13 protein-coding genes are annotated in these 16,697 nt (G+C 60.5%); 9 read left to right on the top strand and 4 right to left on the bottom strand.

The window, feature by feature from the left end:
- The first annotated feature begins 73 nt into the window (after positions 1-73).
- Positions 74-1,231 carry an NAD(P)/FAD-dependent oxidoreductase gene (locus E8M78_RS05780; protein WP_137134164.1) on the top strand — a complete coding sequence of 386 codons (1,158 nt, stop codon included), beginning with the start codon at positions 74-76 and terminating at the stop codon, positions 1,229-1,231.
- A gap of 42 nt (positions 1,232-1,273) precedes the next feature.
- Here the strand turns inward: E8M78_RS05780 and E8M78_RS05775 are convergent, their stop codons facing one another.
- Positions 1,274-2,404 carry a M24 family metallopeptidase gene (locus E8M78_RS05775; RefSeq protein ID WP_170973329.1) on the bottom strand — a complete coding sequence of 377 codons (1,131 nt, stop codon included), beginning with the start codon at positions 2,402-2,404 and terminating at the stop codon, positions 1,274-1,276.
- Between the two features lie 162 nt (positions 2,405-2,566).
- Positions 2,567-3,265 carry an FCD domain-containing protein gene (locus tag E8M78_RS05770; protein ID WP_246658239.1) on the bottom strand — a complete coding sequence of 233 codons (699 nt, stop codon included), beginning with the start codon at positions 3,263-3,265 and terminating at the stop codon, positions 2,567-2,569.
- A gap of 178 nt (positions 3,266-3,443) precedes the next feature.
- Between E8M78_RS05770 and E8M78_RS05765 the strand changes: the two genes are divergently transcribed.
- The 4 genes from E8M78_RS05765 to E8M78_RS05750 all read left to right on the top strand — a co-directional run bounded on the left by E8M78_RS05765 (position 3,444) and on the right by E8M78_RS05750 (position 7,337).
- Positions 3,444-4,286: a fumarylacetoacetate hydrolase family protein gene (locus E8M78_RS05765; protein WP_137134162.1), complete on the top strand. Its 843-nt coding sequence runs from the start codon at positions 3,444-3,446 to the stop codon at positions 4,284-4,286.
- Between the two features lie 77 nt (positions 4,287-4,363).
- On the top strand, positions 4,364-5,272 hold the full coding sequence (locus tag E8M78_RS05760) for a VOC family protein (RefSeq protein ID WP_137134161.1): 909 nt from the start codon (positions 4,364-4,366) through the stop codon (positions 5,270-5,272).
- A 128-nt stretch (positions 5,273-5,400) separates the two neighbouring features.
- Positions 5,401-6,279 (top strand): alpha/beta fold hydrolase, encoded by an 879-nt coding sequence (locus E8M78_RS05755; RefSeq protein ID WP_137134160.1) that lies wholly within the window; start codon positions 5,401-5,403, stop codon positions 6,277-6,279.
- Positions 6,280-6,290: 11 nt separating this feature from the next.
- The gene (locus E8M78_RS05750) at positions 6,291-7,337 is read left to right on the top strand and encodes an Ldh family oxidoreductase (RefSeq protein WP_137134159.1); all 1,047 of its coding nucleotides are present in this window, start codon (positions 6,291-6,293) and stop codon (positions 7,335-7,337) included.
- Between the two features lie 221 nt (positions 7,338-7,558).
- Here E8M78_RS05750 and E8M78_RS05745 read toward each other — a convergent pair whose 3' ends face one another.
- The gene (locus E8M78_RS05745; protein WP_137134158.1) at positions 7,559-8,770 is read right to left on the bottom strand and encodes an MFS transporter; all 1,212 of its coding nucleotides are present in this window, start codon (positions 8,768-8,770) and stop codon (positions 7,559-7,561) included.
- A gap of 126 nt (positions 8,771-8,896) precedes the next feature.
- Positions 8,897-11,497, bottom strand: coding sequence for a LuxR C-terminal-related transcriptional regulator (locus E8M78_RS05740; protein WP_170973328.1), 2,601 nt, complete (start codon positions 11,495-11,497; stop codon positions 8,897-8,899).
- A 200-nt stretch (positions 11,498-11,697) separates the two neighbouring features.
- On the opposite strand from E8M78_RS05740, the gene E8M78_RS05735 reads away from it, so the two are divergent.
- From E8M78_RS05735 to E8M78_RS05720, 4 genes are read left to right on the top strand one after another with little or no spacing between them, the layout of a single operon-like run.
- Positions 11,698-13,254, top strand: a complete 1,557-nt coding sequence (locus tag E8M78_RS05735) for an AMP-binding protein (protein WP_137134156.1) — start codon at positions 11,698-11,700, stop codon at positions 13,252-13,254.
- Between the two features lie 18 nt (positions 13,255-13,272).
- Complete coding sequence (locus tag E8M78_RS05730) at positions 13,273-14,319, top strand: NADP-dependent oxidoreductase (RefSeq protein ID WP_205910223.1); 1,047 nt, start codon at positions 13,273-13,275, stop codon at positions 14,317-14,319.
- A 26-nt stretch (positions 14,320-14,345) separates the two neighbouring features.
- The gene (locus tag E8M78_RS05725) at positions 14,346-15,086 is read left to right on the top strand and encodes an SDR family oxidoreductase (protein WP_137134155.1); all 741 of its coding nucleotides are present in this window, start codon (positions 14,346-14,348) and stop codon (positions 15,084-15,086) included.
- Between the two features lie 28 nt (positions 15,087-15,114).
- A complete protein-coding gene (locus E8M78_RS05720; protein WP_137134154.1) occupies positions 15,115-16,686 on the top strand; it encodes an FAD-binding oxidoreductase in 1,572 nt (523 codons plus the stop codon).
- The last annotated feature ends 11 nt before the right edge of the window (positions 16,687-16,697 follow it).

Below are 16,697 nucleotides of genomic sequence, written 5' to 3'. Positions count from 1 at the left end.
AATAAATTATATTTGCGAAAATCTGAAATATTCAAGATAATGTCTCGTATTGGTCAAAGTGGAGGAGCTTTGTATGACTAATGTACCAGAACATGTGGATGTCGCCATTATCGGTGGCGGTATGGGAGGATTGACGGCAGCCGTCGCACTCAACAAGGCCGGAATCGAAGCGCATCTTTTCGAACAGGCTCCGGCCTTCGGGCAGGTGGGCGGGCACCTGACGCTGGATACCGCCGCTATCGAAGTATTGGCTCGCTGGGGCCTTGATGGACACTTCCGCGAGATGGCCGTCGAACTGAATGGCATCGAGGTGCGACAGATCGATACCGGCGAGATTACCGCGGCTTTTCCGCTGCCTGATCTGGGCTCGATGGGCGTGGCGGACCCCAACCGCAAGGGCAGCCGCGTCGTGCATGCCTTCCTGCGGGCTGACTATCTGAAATGGTTGACTAGCCTCGTGCCTGCTGGCCGTTTACATCTCGGCAATCGGCTGAAGTCACTGCAGGATGTGGCCGATGGCGCCATTGCCGAGTTCGAGAACGGCAAGAAGGTCAAGGCGAACTACATTATCGGTGCCGATGGCATTCGCTCCATGGCGCGCAATCTGTTCGATCCGGCCGAAACGTTGGTCGCGCCGGTTTCCGTTGCGCGGACCATGTGCCCGGTTTCGGCCATGCCAGCTGATATTCCCAATGACCGCATGCGCTTCTTTGACGGATGGGCCTTTGGCGACAAGGAAGCCAATCACGGCACGCATGTGCTGACGGCGCCAGTGCGCGGCGGCGCATTCATCTGCATCGATTATCAGCTGCATGGTGGCGACCAGTTGCAGGACTGCAACCCCTGGGATATTCCTGCTGAGCGCATTGCCGCGCGTTTGCCCAAGGAAACATGGGGTCCCGTCCGGGCGCTGCTCGATGCGCGGGTCGAGGTCATCGCCAGCTATCCGCTGCAGGATCGCCCGGTGGCGACCAAATGGACCTCGGACCATATTGCCATCATCGGTGATGCCGCCCACGCCATGCGGCCAACGCTGGGCCAGGGTGCCTGCCAGTCCATCCACGATGTCGGACAGCTGCTGATGGATATCGAGGCGCATGGTTTGAGCACTGCTGCGCTGAAGGCCTATGAGGCCGTGCGCGCGCCCTATGTCCGCTCGATCGTGGACGTCGCCAAAAACACGAAGGTCGATCCCAAGGCGTGGAAGAAGAAGATCGAGGAGGAGGCTTGATTGTCGCGGGCCAGCGCCTCGGGCGCTGGCCCGCCTGCCGGATCAAATGACCAGCGGTTCGATGCTTCCGCTGGTCAGGCGCTCGGCGCCTGACGCCGTGACAAGATAGGTATCGGCGCGCAGCAGCGCCGGATAACCGGCCGCGAAGGGATGGAAGATGAATGTCATTCCATCCTCAAGGATCAACGGCTCATGCCCGACCCGCATTTCCTCAAGTTCAAGTCCGACAAAATGACCAATCACCGGCCCCGCCGATTTCAATCCGTCTTTCTCGAGTTGCGCAGTCACCGCCGCTGCCACCTCGGTGATGTCAACGCCCGCGCGCATAACCTTCAATCCCGCCTCGCGGGCACGGTTGATCCCGGCATAGGCTGCGCGCAGGTCATCGGGAACCGGGCCGCCAACGGCAACCAGACCGGTTTGCTGGGCATAATAGCCGAGATAGCGGGGCGAAACCTCGACGCAAAAAACCTCTCCCTGCTGAATGGGCAAGGCCGAATAGGGGCGGCGATCCTTGATGGCGGGTATCAGGGGCAGCGCCTCGAACAGAGCGTAGTTATCCTCGCAGCCGTTGCTGCGCAGAATATGCTCGATATCGGCCATGACTTCGTAGCGTTTGCGGCCCGGACGAACGAGATCCGGCATCGCCCTCCAGGCGAGATCCGAAATCCGCGCCGCCTCTCGAATGATGGCCAGTTCCTCCGCGCTCTTGACCAGACGCTCACGCATCAGGGCTGGGCCAAGCTCGATGAAACTGGCCTGCGGAAGGACCGACAGGATTATGTCCCGCCAGCCAAGCGGGAAACGCTCGAGCCCCGCCACGCCTATGCGCGTGACACCGCGCGCCTTGAGTATATTGGCAAGTGCTCCCCCTACGCTCGGCGGCAGTGCATGGCCGTCCGGCGCCTGCGGCGTAACAGGGGTGGTCACCCAGGACAGATCCTTGGCAAAGACGCCGACGGCGGGATGCCCCACAATCAGCGCGCTTTCGCCTTCGGAGAATACCAACGTCACCAGATCGTCGAACGTGGAGCGAAAACTGCTGAGATAGCGTTGATGGCCGCGGATGTCGCCGAGGTCGCTGACGCCGATCATGACCTCGGCATTCTGGCTGGCCATGATGCGGCGCGCTGCCGCCCAGCGCCGGTCGCGCTCCATTGTAGTGAAAGTCATAGGTTCCTCCTCCCTCTTGCTCCGGCCTCCATGCTGGGAGACCTGCCGGCAGGGACGCCGCCTGTGGGCTCTGGGGTGAAGTGCGAGCGCAAGACGTCGTCCGGATGCTTTCCTTGTCAGCATCCAGATATTTTCGAAATTGTAAAGTATTTTCGATATTCCTCAGGCGGCGGTCGATGTGGAGGCGCTGGTGTCCTCGAACAGATGCCCGGCGAATTCCACGAGGTTTTCCGTCGTTTCGCGGATGTGCCGTTCGATCAGGTCGAGGGCCTTTGCGTCTCGATCCAGCGTCGCATCCATGATGGCCTTGTGCTCGATCTCCTTGGGACGCCATTTCTTGCGGAACTGCGAAGACATGCGGCGATAGCGATTGGCGCGGTCAAACAGCTTGGCACGCATTTCCAACAAGACTGGCGAATGTCCAGCCTGCACGAGCGATTCATGGAAGGCCGCATGCAGGGCGGACCACTCCGCCACCTTGTAATATTCTTCGCCCAGACGCGCCTGCAGCCGGTCCATCTTGTGGTAGCTCGCGAGGATGTTCGCTTCCCAGGCGTCGTCGCCGTTGATCATGGCGCGTCGCAACAATTCCCGCTCCAGCAGCACACGTGCATCGGTCAGGTCTTCGAGATCGGCGATGGACACCGGAGCGACCTTGAAGCCACGTTGCCCTTCGGCAACCACCAGACCCTCAGCCACCAGACGAGCCAAGGCCTCGCGCAGGGTGGAAAAGCTCACATCATAACGCTGCCGCAGCGTTTCAAAGCGCAGCTTCATACCCGGTTCGAGGGCGCAGCTCAGCACATCCTCCCGCATCCGTTGCAGAACGTCATTGCCGAGTGTCTCACCCTTGGTCTTCACGCTGGCATCTCCCTGGTTGCAGTGTGGGCCGCTCTGCCACTCGAGGACCCGCAGGTCCGAGCAACCACGCCCACGCCTGAGAATATGCGGAAAGCGCGAAAAATGGAAGAAGCATACGAATTTCGAAAATACTTGAAAATTTCTATAACGTCAGATTTGCTTTTCTCTGGAGTGAATAATGGAATTCGTGAGTTTTGAAACCGGGCAAGGAACTGGCTACGGCCTGTTGCAAGGCACCCGGATCCGGCGGCTTGATCAGTCTTGCAACCGGCCCGCAACGCTCAAGGGTCTCCTGGCAGAGTTGGATCGCCATGACCTTTCCGATGGGCCGGACCTTGATCTTGATGCGGTGACCCTGCTGCCACCCATTCCGGATCCCGGCAAGGTTTTCTGTGTTGCCAGCAATTTCCGCGAGGGAAAACCGGCGCCGGATTATCCGCTATTGTTTACCCGCTGCGCGGAGGCGCAAACCGGACATCGAAGCCCGATCCTGATGCCTGCTGTGTCAGACAGCTTCGACTTCGAGGGTGAACTGGCGGTGGTCATCGGACAGCCGGGCCACAAAATCGAGCGGTCCAGAGCCTGGCATCACATCGCCGGTTACGCCTGCTTCAACGATGGCAGCGTGCGGGACTGGCAGAAACATTCCAGCCAGTTCACTCCGGGCAAGAATTTCTACCGCAGTGCTGGCTTTGGTCCCTCGTTGGTGACACCCGATGCTGTGCCGGATTTCACGGCACTGACGCTGACGACACGGGTGAATGGTGAGGTGAAGCAACAGATCGGCATGGCGGATATGATCTTCGATCCCGCATGGCTGATCGCCTACATCTCGACTTTCTGCCCACTGAATGCAGGGGACGTGATCGTGACTGGAACCCCCGGTGGCTTCGGGGCAACCCGGGAGCCGAAGGAATTTCTGTCCGTAGGCGATGTCGTTGAGGTTGAGATTCCGAGCGTGGGACATCTGATCAATCCCGTCACGCGTGATCATGATCTGCGCTCGGAATTATTTTCGTAAAAGCACAAAATTTCGAAAATACTTGCGCGATCGGATGGAACGCGCGATAACCACACAAAATGGAAGGGAGGTCCTCAATGTCACAGCAACTGGTTCACGCCTGCGGCCATGTGAAACTCAACACCAACTGCATGGAGGCCGTGCTGCGGGATGCGACCGACATTCTCGGGCTCCGGATCACGCGGCAGACGGGCAATGAGGTCTGGCTCAGCTCAAACGGCCGCGCTGCCGAGCTGGTCTATGTCGAATCGGATGAGAATTCGGCGCACACTATCGGCCTTGAGGCGCTGAGTGCCGAAGACGTGCTGCGCGCCCATGAACGGATCGAGCAGGCGGGCTGCAAGATTGTCTCCACAGACCCATCGATGGATTGCATGGATGCGGGTGTGACGTTCCAGACGCCGGAAGGTCTGCAGTTCGAGATCCACACGCCGAGCCGAGACGATCGCTATAATCCCCGCTACGATACGGTCGGCGTCGGCCCGCGCCGGATCGATCATATGAACATCATTACACCTGACCCGGAAGCCACCGAGAGGCAGCTGAATATCATTGGAGATTTGCGCCAGTCCGAGCGCATGGTCGATTATTCGCTAAGCTGGTATTACGGCGGCAACCGTCAGCATCACATTCTCGGGCTGGTTAAGCGTGACGTTCCGGGCATCCACCACTACTCATTCGAATTCCTGGAATTCAACATGTATTGCCGTCTCGGCGATACGCTTCGCCGTCACGACCGCTGGCTGATGTGGGGGCCAGGACGGCACAAGCCCGGCGATAATACCTATGCCTATTACCTCGATAGCTCCGGCTGCATCGTCGAGGTCTCCGGTGCGATGATGCATATCGCCGATGAAAAGGGCTTCGAGCCGCGCGTCATTACCAATCTGAAGCGGCCCGACAATGTGGTGGACATGAATGTCTGGGGCACACCGGCACCGCTGGAATGGCGCACCCATACGCACCCGTTCATGAAGCTTGGCTGATCCATGACTTTGAACATGATTGCGGGCCTGACGGTTGCGGGAAGTGTGTTGCGTCCCGGACGGACGGGCCTCGAGCCTCCCACACACCTCAAGACCGCCGCCGTGAACGCCGCCTGAAGGAGCGCGACATGCAGGAAAAAATTGAATTCGAATCCGATGGATTCAGGATCGCCGGTATCATTCACATCCCCGATGGCTATGACGGCAAACCCTTGCCAGCCTTCATCGTGTGCCATGGATTCGTCGGCTCCAAGGATGAAAGCCACGCCCAGATCCAGGCGCAGATGATGGAGGATTTCGGCTATGTCGCATTGCGCTTCGATTTCCGTTCGTGCGGTGAAAGCGAAGGCGAGCGCGGCCAGGTGCGCTGCATGGACCAGGTGGCCGATGCCAAGAATGCCTTGACCTGGCTTGCCAAGCGACCCGAGGTAGACCCGAAGAGGATCGGCATCACGGGGCACAGCTTTGGTGCGGCGGTCTCCGTCTATACTGCGGGTGTCGATGAGCGGGTCGCCTGCTGCCTCTCCTCCTGCGGCTGGGGGGATGGCGAGCGCAAGTTTCGCGGCCAGCACCCGACGCCGGAAGCCTGGGAGAAGTTCACAAGCCTGCTCGAAGCAGGCCGCAGGCACAAGCAGGAAACCGGACAAAGTGCATGGATGAGCCGCTTCGATGCGGTGCCCATTCCCGAAGCCCTGCGCAAGAACCTCTCGCCCAAGGCGCTGATGGAGATCCCTACCGAAACCGCCTGGTCTATGATGAATTTCCGCGCCGACGACGTGGTCGCCAATATTGCTCCGCGTCCGCTTCTGCTGTTCCACACCGCCGACGACATCATCACCCCGACGATCGAGAGTGTGCGCATGTGGGAAAAGGCCGGTCATCCAAAGGAACTGATGCTAGTGGATACCACAGCGCATTTTCCTCTGGCGCCTAGCGATGCGCCGCGCACGAAGATGTTGATGAAAAGCTGGCTGGACAAGTTCTTCCCCAGCCCGTTGACCACTTGAGGGAGGCGCTTATGCCCGTTGTTCAAGCGGAGGTTCTTCACCAGTTCGCCGTCGATCTTTTGCAAGCGGGTGGCTTCACGCCCAATGATGCGGAGCAGACGGCGACGCTTCTTGTCTGGGCCAACCTCCGTGGCATCGATAGCCATGGTGTGCTGCGCATTCCCCGCTATATCGAAATGGTCGAGCTTGGTTTGATCAAGTCCGGCCATGCTCCTGAACTGGTGCGCAGCATGGGCGCTATCGCTGTGCTGGACGGCGGCAAGTGCCCGGGTGCCGTGGGGATGAACGCAGCCGTGGCCAAGGCGGCAGAACTGGCGCGGTTACACGGGCTTGGCTGGTGCGCAGCGCGCTCCATTTCCCATGCCGGCGCCGTGGGCTATTTCACCTCGCAACTCGCCGAACGCGGTCTCGTGGGGATCGCCATCACAGCCTCCAAGCCACTGATGAGCTACTTCGGCGCGCGCGGCGAGGCCTTGTCCACCAATCCGATCTCGATCGCGTTTCCACGCAAGGGGCATGCACCCATCGTTCTCGACATGTCCACATCGGCGGTGGCGATCGGAAAAATCATGGCAGCGCAGGATGCTGGCCGGCCAATTCCGAACGACTGGGCAATCGATGCCAGTGGAAAACCGACCACGAACCCGGCTGAGGTTGCGGCTCTGCTGCCGATGGCCGGTGCAAAGGGATCGGGCCTCTCGCTGATGATCGAAATGCTGACCAGCGTCCTGGTGGGCAATGCCGTGATCGGTCCGGTTCTGACCGGCATCAAGAAGGGTGGCTTCAATGGCACGGTGATTGCCGTCAATCCCGACGCTTTCGGAGAGCGTCCGGCGTTTGAAACCGAAGTGGAACGCCTGAGCGGTGCCATCAAAGGCCTTCAACCGGCAGAGGGTACGCAAGCCGTGCTGCTTCCCGGAGAACGCGGAGCCGAAGAGGCGCAGAAGCGCCTCGCCGGCGGCATACCAGTTTCCGCGGGCACGATGAAGCGGCTTCTGGAGCAGGCAGCCGCACTCAAGATGGCCGTGCCCTCGACCATCGCCGATCTCGTCGGATAGGCTCGGCGCTCACCGATTGATCTCTTCCGTTCGTATCAAGCAGTTGATCCCGGCAGCAGTATGTGCTGCCGGGATCAACTGCTTTTGTGCCTTGTTCAACGGCAGGTCTCGCTATCCGCAGCAGGGGTTTCAAACGCCGGAAGCCCACCCCTTTTCGGGATGGGCTTCGCTCTGGTTCATTCGTCGGGGTGAACCCCCAGCTTCGGTTTTGCCATTCCGCGTCAGTGCGCGACGACCGCGACCTCACCGGCGCTACCCTGCCGGACCAGCGAAAGGCCAAGTACCGTGCATGTGAAGGCAAGGCCCGCCATGACGTAGAGAGCCATGCTCAACCCGCCGACGACAGACGCTGTTGCCAGCACCAGCAGTGGACTGGTGAAGTTTCCGATGAAGAAGAAGGTGTGGAAGCGGCCGACGCCCCGGCCTCGCTGTTCAAACTGGAGATGGCTCTGCACCTGACTGATCAGGCAAGGCATCAGGAAGCCAACACCCAGTCCTGTCGTAAAGGCGCCGAGGATCGACATCCATATGCTTCCGTCTCCCACCAGCAGGGCGATACCCAAACCAGCGACGGCAAATGCCCCGGCAAGATTCTGTTTGAACGAGGATGCGGCGCGGTACTTGAAATAGACTGAGCCGATCAGGACGCCGACCGAATGGGTGCCTGCGCTGAGGCCGATGAGAAGCGTGGAATTGATGCCGCGTTCGGTGAAGATGAATGGCAGTTGGATCGGGACCATCACGACCAGAACTGCCAGAACGAAGCCGAACAGATAAAGCCCGAGAACGGCGGCCCACGGAAACGCCCCGGCCGGAGGTTCCTTCTCATGCTTGGCCGGCTCATGCAAAAGCCGCATGGCAAGCGGTGCGGCAATGAGAAACAAGCCATAGCCCCAGAATGGTGCGTTCCAGGAAATCTCGCCCAGGGCGCCGCCGAGTGGAATGACGAAGATGGCGACCACGGAGAGGACGATCGACTGGGTCACGAACCACTTGCGCCGCTCTTCGCCAAACCAGTAATCGCCGATCATGGTTGAAGCCGCTGTCATGATGGCTGCCTCGCAGGCGCCGAGGCCTACACGCAGCAGGATGAGCGTGTTGATGTCAACCACCACGAGACCAGGCAGAATGCCCAGCAGGCCATACAGGATCAGGCCGAGTACAAGAATCTTCTTGCGACCATAGCGATCCAGAAGGCCGCCAATGAAGCTTGCGCAGATCGCCAGTACCAAAGCCGGGACGGCCATGGCGAACAGAACCTTGGCCTCGGCATTGGCGGTCGTCGGTTCGTAATGGGCGACCATTGCGGGCAGGACAGGGGTAAGAAGAATGGCTGCGGCCACGGCGCAAAGCGAAACGAGGCTGAGCAGCACACCCTGCGCCCGGCCCGGGGTGTGAACCGGCGGTGCCGCCGTTGTCTCCAATGTAGTCATGATCTCCTCCCAGGTTTGACCAATGCCCCTCGCAGAACCTTTGTCCGCGCGCCTCCCAAGCCTGGGGCAAGTGGCAGGAGCTTAGAGAAAGAGGAGATCGAGACGCCCCCACATGTTGGGTGGGGATTACAGAACGCCGAGCATACGGGCTCTGGCCACCGCCATCTTGCGATCCGTTGCCTCCAGCTTCTGGAACAGGTTCTTCATGTGCCAGCGCACGGTCTCATCGCTGAGACCCAGAGACAAGGCGATTTCCTTGTTGGTGAGATAGGCCGAAATACCCACCAGTACATCATGCTCACGGCCCGTGAGAATGCCGGTTGATTTTGACCTTGAGGAGGATGCCTCGGGGGCAGGAGAGGTTGAGGTAGAGGTAGAGGCGGGGGCAGGACGCTCCGGCATATAGGATTTGGCCTCGTCGCGCAGGCGCTTCAACCCCCACGCATGGGCGCTGGCCACCACTTCCTGCAACTCCCTCTGGCCTCTTCCGTCGCCCATGGCCAAAAGGGCACGTCCGATCAGGCTTTGTGCCAGCAACTGGTCCCGTCCACGTCGCAGTTCCTGCGCAAGGCTGCGTGCCATCTGGCCAGCCTTCACGGCAGCGTGCGGATCGTCGAAAATACAGGCGGCACGGGCGAGTTGCTGCTGCATGGTGACGAAGGTGCGCTGCGCCTGCGGCATATCTTTTGGCAGTTGGGCGATCAGCCCCTCCAGCCGCTCCAGTGCAGCGCGGGCCAGACCCTCATGATCGTGACGCGCATGCATGCGGACAAGACGCGAGAGGCCGGAAGATTCAAGTCTCGGCAGGGCGCGCGCCTGACCGGTAGAGACAAGCCCTTCCAGCTGAACCTCTGCAATATCAAATCGTTTCTCCCGCTCCGACAGCGAGGCAGCCGCGTGGAAGCCGAAGATGATCGTATCCGGCATGGCGGCCCGCTCGATGAGCGGCAGGCGCGCAGCAAGTGCCGTACGCGCAAGATCGATATCCCCGATTTCAACTGCTGCATAGGCCAGCAAGGCCACCAGATTGGTCACCCCACCATTGCGCGGGTGCATCTCGCTTTCAGCCTCTGCCAAAGCGGGGCGAACGATATCCAGCGCTAATTGCGGCTTGCCCTCCCACAACAGGGTCACTGCGCGGAACGCTTCGATCAGCGCCCGCAGGAAGGGTGCCGCGGCAAGGCGTTCCCTGTGGGTGGCCATGGCTTCTACCTGGGAACGCGCTGCAACCGGCTGACCCCGCAGCAGCAATTCCGTCGCCCGGATCGAGCCGTGAAGCAAAGGCTCCATCTCCAGCGCCGGATCCGGCCAGCGGGCGCTGAAACGGGCCAGGCCGGCAAGATCGTCTGAATAGGCGCATTGGGCTGCTTCGATCAGATCCGCTTCGGCCAGGTCTGCTTCCGGCGTATCGGGAGCAGCCCGCAAAAGGGTTAAAAGGGGCGCCATGCGCCGCGGCTGGCTGGAGTTTGCATAGGCCCAGGCCCCTGCGAGCCAGAATTGCGGGTGACGGTGTGCTGCCTCCGGCGGAATGCTGTCCAGCCAGCGCAGAACGTCTCCAGTCTGGCCATTGATTTTGAGGCCGCGCATGGCACGACCGGCCAGTTCCAGTGCCAGATCGGTATCCCCCACCAATCTGGCCTGATCCGCGGCCTGCTCGTACATCTCCTGTCCGGCATACCAATGGGCGGCGGCCAGAGCGCAGGCCTTGCGCTTTTCTTGCGGCCATTTGGCCTGCATCCGCTGCAGAATTTCCTTGACGCCTGCATGCAGGCGCATCCAGTCACCGTTCTCTGCCCGTACAAACAGCGGTGTCTGGTAGGCAAGCTTTCGCAGCTCCTCAAGGTCCCGGCCTTTTGGGACAACGGTCTCCACCAGATCCCGGTGCAAGGGATCGAGATTGGCGAGGTGCGTTAGAAGATCGGCCAGTTCCGGGGGCAGGCGATCGATGAAGCTGTTGGAAAAATAGGCGCCCAGAGCCTGGGTCATCGCCTTTTCCGAAGGGAGGCGGCGACCCTGTGTTATGTGTTCCAGCAGCGCCAGTTGTACGCCGAGCGGCCAACCATCCGTATGCCGGTGAACCTGTTCCGCCAGATCGGAAATGTTTTCACCGGGAAACCTGCGTTGCGCAAGCGCTGCTGTTTCATCCTCCGTAAAGCGCAGTTCGCGCGCCGTCAGACGCATCAACGGCGTGCCGAAAAAGGCCGACTGACGGAAGATCGGATGACCGGGATTGGTTGACAGCGCGATGGCGAGATTGCCGGGAGCGTTGGCGAGCGCAAAGGTCATGGCCTCGGTGACGGAGGGATGTTCCGGCAGATCGGCATCATCGAGGATCAGTAGGCATTCCCGGCCTGAACGCTGCACTTCCAGTATCCAGCCGGTGAGAGCCTCAATAGGGTCCTGTGTGCCACCCAGCCAGGCCGCAAAATTCGAATCGATCAGGGATGCTTCGGGTCGCGTGGATGCGCAGGCAAGCCCCTGAATGAACTGCGAGGCATCCTTGGGGCCATCCATGCTCAGCCAGACAACGCTGGTGCCTGCCGCCGCGGCCTTGGCGTACCACTGCGAAAGAAGCAAGGTCCGCCCATAGCCCTGCGGTGCACTGAGATCGATCAGTCTTGCTCCCGCTCCGGCGAACCGGTCAAGCGCGAGGCGGGGCCTTTCAATCACGTCCTCACCCGTTGCAGGCGGTGTCGCCCACAATTCGACGGTCTTGGACCATTTCATTTCCATGTCCTCCCGGTGCCGATCCGTTGCCTGCACCTTATACGGGCCACGCCTGACCCGAATTGGCCTGACTTTAAACGAGTCATCCCGTGGCGCAAGTGTGGCGCCGTCCCCCCATAAGACGGGGGGGAGGCTTTGGCCACCAACCTGGTGTTTTCTGCGCAGGACAAAAAGACACTGCACAGCATGGGAGGGCGCGCATGTCACTGATTTCCCTTTTCGACCGTGGCGCAAGCCTGGGGCGCGACCGGATTGCCTATACAATGGATGGCAAAAACTGGACGTTCGGCGCCGCGCAGGACCAAACCTACCGGGTGGCGCAGGCTCTCGCCAAATCAGGGCTCGGCACCGAAACCAAATGCGCCGTGCTGGCCGACAATGATCCCGCGGCCTGGCTTTGCGTGCTGGCGATCTGGCGGGCCGGTCAGGTCTGGGTGCCGCTCAACCCGCGCGCGCCGCTGGCTGATCATGTGTTCCTGATCGATGGTTTCGATGTCGAGGTTCTGTTCTTCAAGGCCATGTTCGCGCCGCTGATTGCAGACATCCGGGCGAAGTCACCGCGCCTCAAGACACTGATCTGCATTGATGGTGACGTACCGGGGGCCGTATCTCTTGCGGATTTTGTTGCGGACATGCAGGCACAGCCGCTGACCCGTGGTCCAGCCGAGGAAGATCTGGCGGCCATCATGCCGACCGGCGGAACGACCGGTGCGCCAAAGGGCGTCATGGTCAGTCACCGGAACCTGATCGTGTCCGCCATGAACGGCATTATCAACACGCCCTATCTTCCGGGGGAGGAAATCGTCAATCTTGCTGCGGCTCCGATGACCCATACGGCCGGTTTTCTTTCGCTTCCGGCAACGGCCCGCGGTGGCCGGGTTGTGGTGATGACCAAACCGGACCCATCCCTGCTTCTCGATATTGTCGAGCGAGAGGGCGTGACGGAGTTCTTCCTGCCGCCCACGGTGATCTATCGCCTTTTGGATACGCCCGGTGTGCGCGAGCGCAATTTCTCGCGTCTTCGCTTCATCATGTATGGCGCAGCACCCATGTCTGTCGAAAAGCTGCGCGAGGCGCTGCAGGTCTTCGGACCGGTGATGCATCAGGGCTATGGCCAGACCGAGTGCCCCGGTGCCATAGCCTTCCTGCGGCCGGGAGATCATTTCCGCAACGGAAGCATAGCGGAAGAGGCGCGGCTGAAATCCTGCGGCCTGCCGTCCATAACCAATGAGACCTCTATCCAGGACGATGACGGCAAAATCCTCGCACAGGGTGAAACCGGCGAGATCTGCGTACGCGGCGATATCGTCATGATGGGCTATTACAAGAATCCGGAAAAGACCGCCGAAACGATCATCGATGGCTGGCTGCACACCGGCGATATTGGCCATATCGATGCCGAAGGCTATCTGCATATCACCGATCGCAAGAAGGACATGATCATTTCCGGCGGCTTCAATGTCTATCCGTCGGAACTGGAGCAGGTCATCTGGTCGCACCCCGCCGTCATGGATTGTGCGGTGATCGGCGTTCCGCATCCCGATTGGGGCGAGGCGGTCAAGGCCGTGGTGGAACTCAAGCCGGGGCACAGTGTGGAGGCCGCTGAATTGCAGGCCATGTGCAAGGAGCGGCTTGGTTCGGTCAAGACTCCCAAGACAGTTGACTTCGTGGAAAGTCTGCCGCGCAGCCCGGTCGGCAAGGTGCTGAAGAAAGATCTTCGCGACCTATACAGGAAACGCCAGACGGAAGTCGCTTGAGAGGGAGGAAACAGGCAAATGAGCATGAGCCTAGAGGTGCCGGCGACGGTCAATCGCCAATGGGTCCTGAAGCGGCGTCCGGTGGGTCCGGTAAGCCGCGCTGATTTCAACTATGTGGAAGGCAAACCGCCCACGCAGCTGGATGAGGGCGACGTTCTGGTCCGCGCGCTTTATTTCGGTTTTGACGCCAGCCAGCGGATCTGGCTGACGGAAGACGGCGGCTACATGGACCCGATCATGCCTGGGGAAGTCATGAAATCCATGGGTATCGGGCAGGTGGTGGAAAGCCGTCATCCCGATTACAAGCCCGGACAGATGGTCGAAGGTTTCATGTCCTGGCAGGATTACCCGATCATGCGGGCCGATGGTCCGATGCCGCTGCGCATTTTGCCGCCCGCTGACTATCCTCTGTCGTGGAACCTCGGGATCTTCGGGGTCGGTGGCCTGACCGCCTATTTCGGCGTGACGGCTGGTCTCAATGTCACCGCGGGCGAGACGGTGGTGATTTCTGCTGCGACCGGCGCGACGGGGAACCTTGCCTGCCAGATTGCCAAGCTGAAAGGCGCGAAGGTCATTGGCATTGCCGGTGGAGCGGCCAAGTGCCGCTGGGTGCTGGAAAACACCGGCGCTGACCACTGCGTCGATTATCGCGCGCCCGATTACATCGAGCAGATCCGCGCGCTCGCTCCTGATGGCGTCAACGCCTATTTCGACAATGTCGGCGGCGAGATGCTCAACGAGATGATCATGCTGATGGCACCGCGCGGTCGCATCCTCATCTGCGGCGCCATGAGCCAGGGCTATGAAGACACCAGGTGCGAAGGCCCCTCCAACTATATGCAGATGGTCAACAATCACCTGACCATGGTGGGGATCCATCTTTTCTTCTATGCGGATCAGATTCCGGCTGCCGCTCAGCAGCTCGGTCAATGGACGATGGAGGGCAAGTTGCGTGCGCTGGAGAATCATCAGGAAGGCTTCGAAAAGGCACCCGACCTTCTGCCAACTATGTTTACGGGGAAGGATCCGGGTAAACTCGTTCTGAAAATTGCAGAGCCGCACTGATTGGACACTGAGGGAGAGAGACTGTCATGGGAGAACTGACAGGCAAGGTCGTGCTGGTCACCGGCGGTGCGGCGGGAATTGGCGAGGCGGTGGTGCTTGCGGCGGCGCGCGAGGGCGCCCGGGTTGCGATCCTCGACCGTGACGGTCGCGCCGCCGAGGCTCTGGCGGCCCAGATCAACGGGGCGCGGGCCTTCGGAGCAGATGTCACCGATTTTAACGCGCTCAAAGCTATCTGCGCCCAGATCGCTGCTGAAATGGGTGGGATCAATGGTGCAGTCCTGAATGCGGGCGGAGCTCTTGGTCGCGCTCCATTGATGGATTGCACGCCGGAATTCTTCGCCGCGGTGATTGGTGTCAATCTGGTGGGTTGCTTCAACAGCATCAAGGCTGTCTTGCCCCATATGCTGGAAAGCGGCGGTTCGATTGTCACCATGGCCTCGCTTGCCGGTGTTCTCGCGGAGCCGGCGATGCCGGCCTATATCGCGGCCAAGCATGGCATCGTCGGTCTCACCAAGTCCGTGGCTGTCGATTACGGTCGGCAGGGTATTCGCTGCAACGCGGTCTGCCCTGGTTTCGTGCGCACACCGGGCACGGAACATCTCTTCGCCGATCAGGGCTTCGTGCAGATGCTGAACAGCTTGCACCCGATTGGCCGCATCGTCACGGCGCAGGAAGTGGCAGAAGCTTGCGCCTTTCTGTTGTCGGACCGTGCCAGCGGCATGACCGGCTCGACCCATCTGCTTGACGGCGGACTGGCTGTGAATTGAGGGGCCCAAGGCCCATGGGAGGAAGACCATGAAACACGAAAACCGGATCGAAACGATCTCGACCCATACCGACGAGGCGCTGGAGCGGATCCGCGCTGCCATCGGTGCCGAGCATGTGCTGACCGGCGCGAGCCTGGCCGAGTTCCGCGATCCCTATTTGCCAGAGGACTGGACGGAATTCGATGCGGCTGCGATGGTTCAGCCTGCGTCCGCTGAGGAAGTGCAGGCGATCGTGCGGATTGCCAACGAGATGCGCGTTCCGATCTGGACCTGCTCACGGGGGATGAACAAGGGCTATGGCGGCGCAGCACCACGCACGGAAGGCTGCGTCGTGGTAAACCTCCGGCGCATGAACCGGGTGATCGAGATCAATGATGAACTCGGTTATGCCGTTGTCGAGCCGGGCGTCAGTTTCATGGACCTTTATCTGGCCCTGAAGGCTGGTGGTTATAAGTGGATGGGGCCGACGCCGGATCTCGCCGGCGGCAGCGTGACCGGGAATTCGCTGGAGAACGGTGTGATCTATGGGCCTCTGGCCGCTGACCAGCAGGTGTTCTGTGGAATGGAGGCCGTGTTGCCGAATGGCGAACTGGTGCGGTCAGGTCCGGGAGCACTGCCGGGGGCGGAAACCTTCCACACCTACAAGCGCGGATTTGGCCCGTCGATCGATCATCTGTTCCTGCAATCCAACTTCGGCATTGTCACCCGCATGGGCGTGCATCTTCTTCCGCGTCCGAAGAACTTCCACTGGTTCAACGCCGCCTTCCCGCAGGAGACGGATATCGGTCCCATCGTCGAGGTGATGCGCAAGCTGCAGCTCCAGCGAGTCATCGAAGGCGCGCCGCGTATCTACAACACTGCAGCCGTCGCCCTGATGGTGGGCAACCGGCCGCAGTTCACGCAAGGGGCACCGGGCCCCGTTCCGGAGCCTGTGCTGCAGCATCTGGCCGGGGAATTCAAATGCGGGCGCTGGATGGTGCATGTCGGCTTCTGGGAAGATGACGCCATTGTCGCCCGCAAGATCGAGATTTGCCGGGAGGCCTTTGCCGAGATTGGCGGCATGCTGCATGCCCAAAGCTGGCCCTATGATGACATCGACAATATCCCGATGCCGCAGGACAAGGTGGTGGCGCTGGTGCCCGATCCCTCCGGGCTGGATGTGGTGCACTGGCCGGGGCAGGGTATCGGAGCGCACACCATCAACGGGCTCCTGGTGCCCGCGACCGCAAGGCATATGCGACAGGCCCATGACATGGCGCGCACCATCTTCGACACCGAGGCAGGGTTTGATTACTTCTCGGTTCAGATGATGATCAATCCGCGCACGGTGATCCAGGGAAGCCTGATCGTTTTCGACAAAACGAACCCCGAGGAAACGGAACGCGCCTATCGCGCCTCTCGCAAATTGATCGAGGAAGGAGCCAAGCTCGGCTTCATGGATTACCGTGCGCATGTGATGAATATGGACACGGTCTCGGGCATGCTGAGTTTCGGCGATCATGCCTTGCCGCGCCTGCTGAACAGGATCAAGGACGCTCTCGACCCGAATGGCATTCTCGCTCCGGGCAAGCAGGGCATCTGGCCTGCCGCCTACCGCTGATACCAAGGAAC

The organism is Rhizobium sp. FKY42, from assembly GCF_005222835.1.
Classification (GTDB): Bacteria; Pseudomonadota; Alphaproteobacteria; order Rhizobiales; family Rhizobiaceae; genus Neorhizobium.
This window is presented reverse-complemented; position numbering and strand designations above follow the sequence as displayed.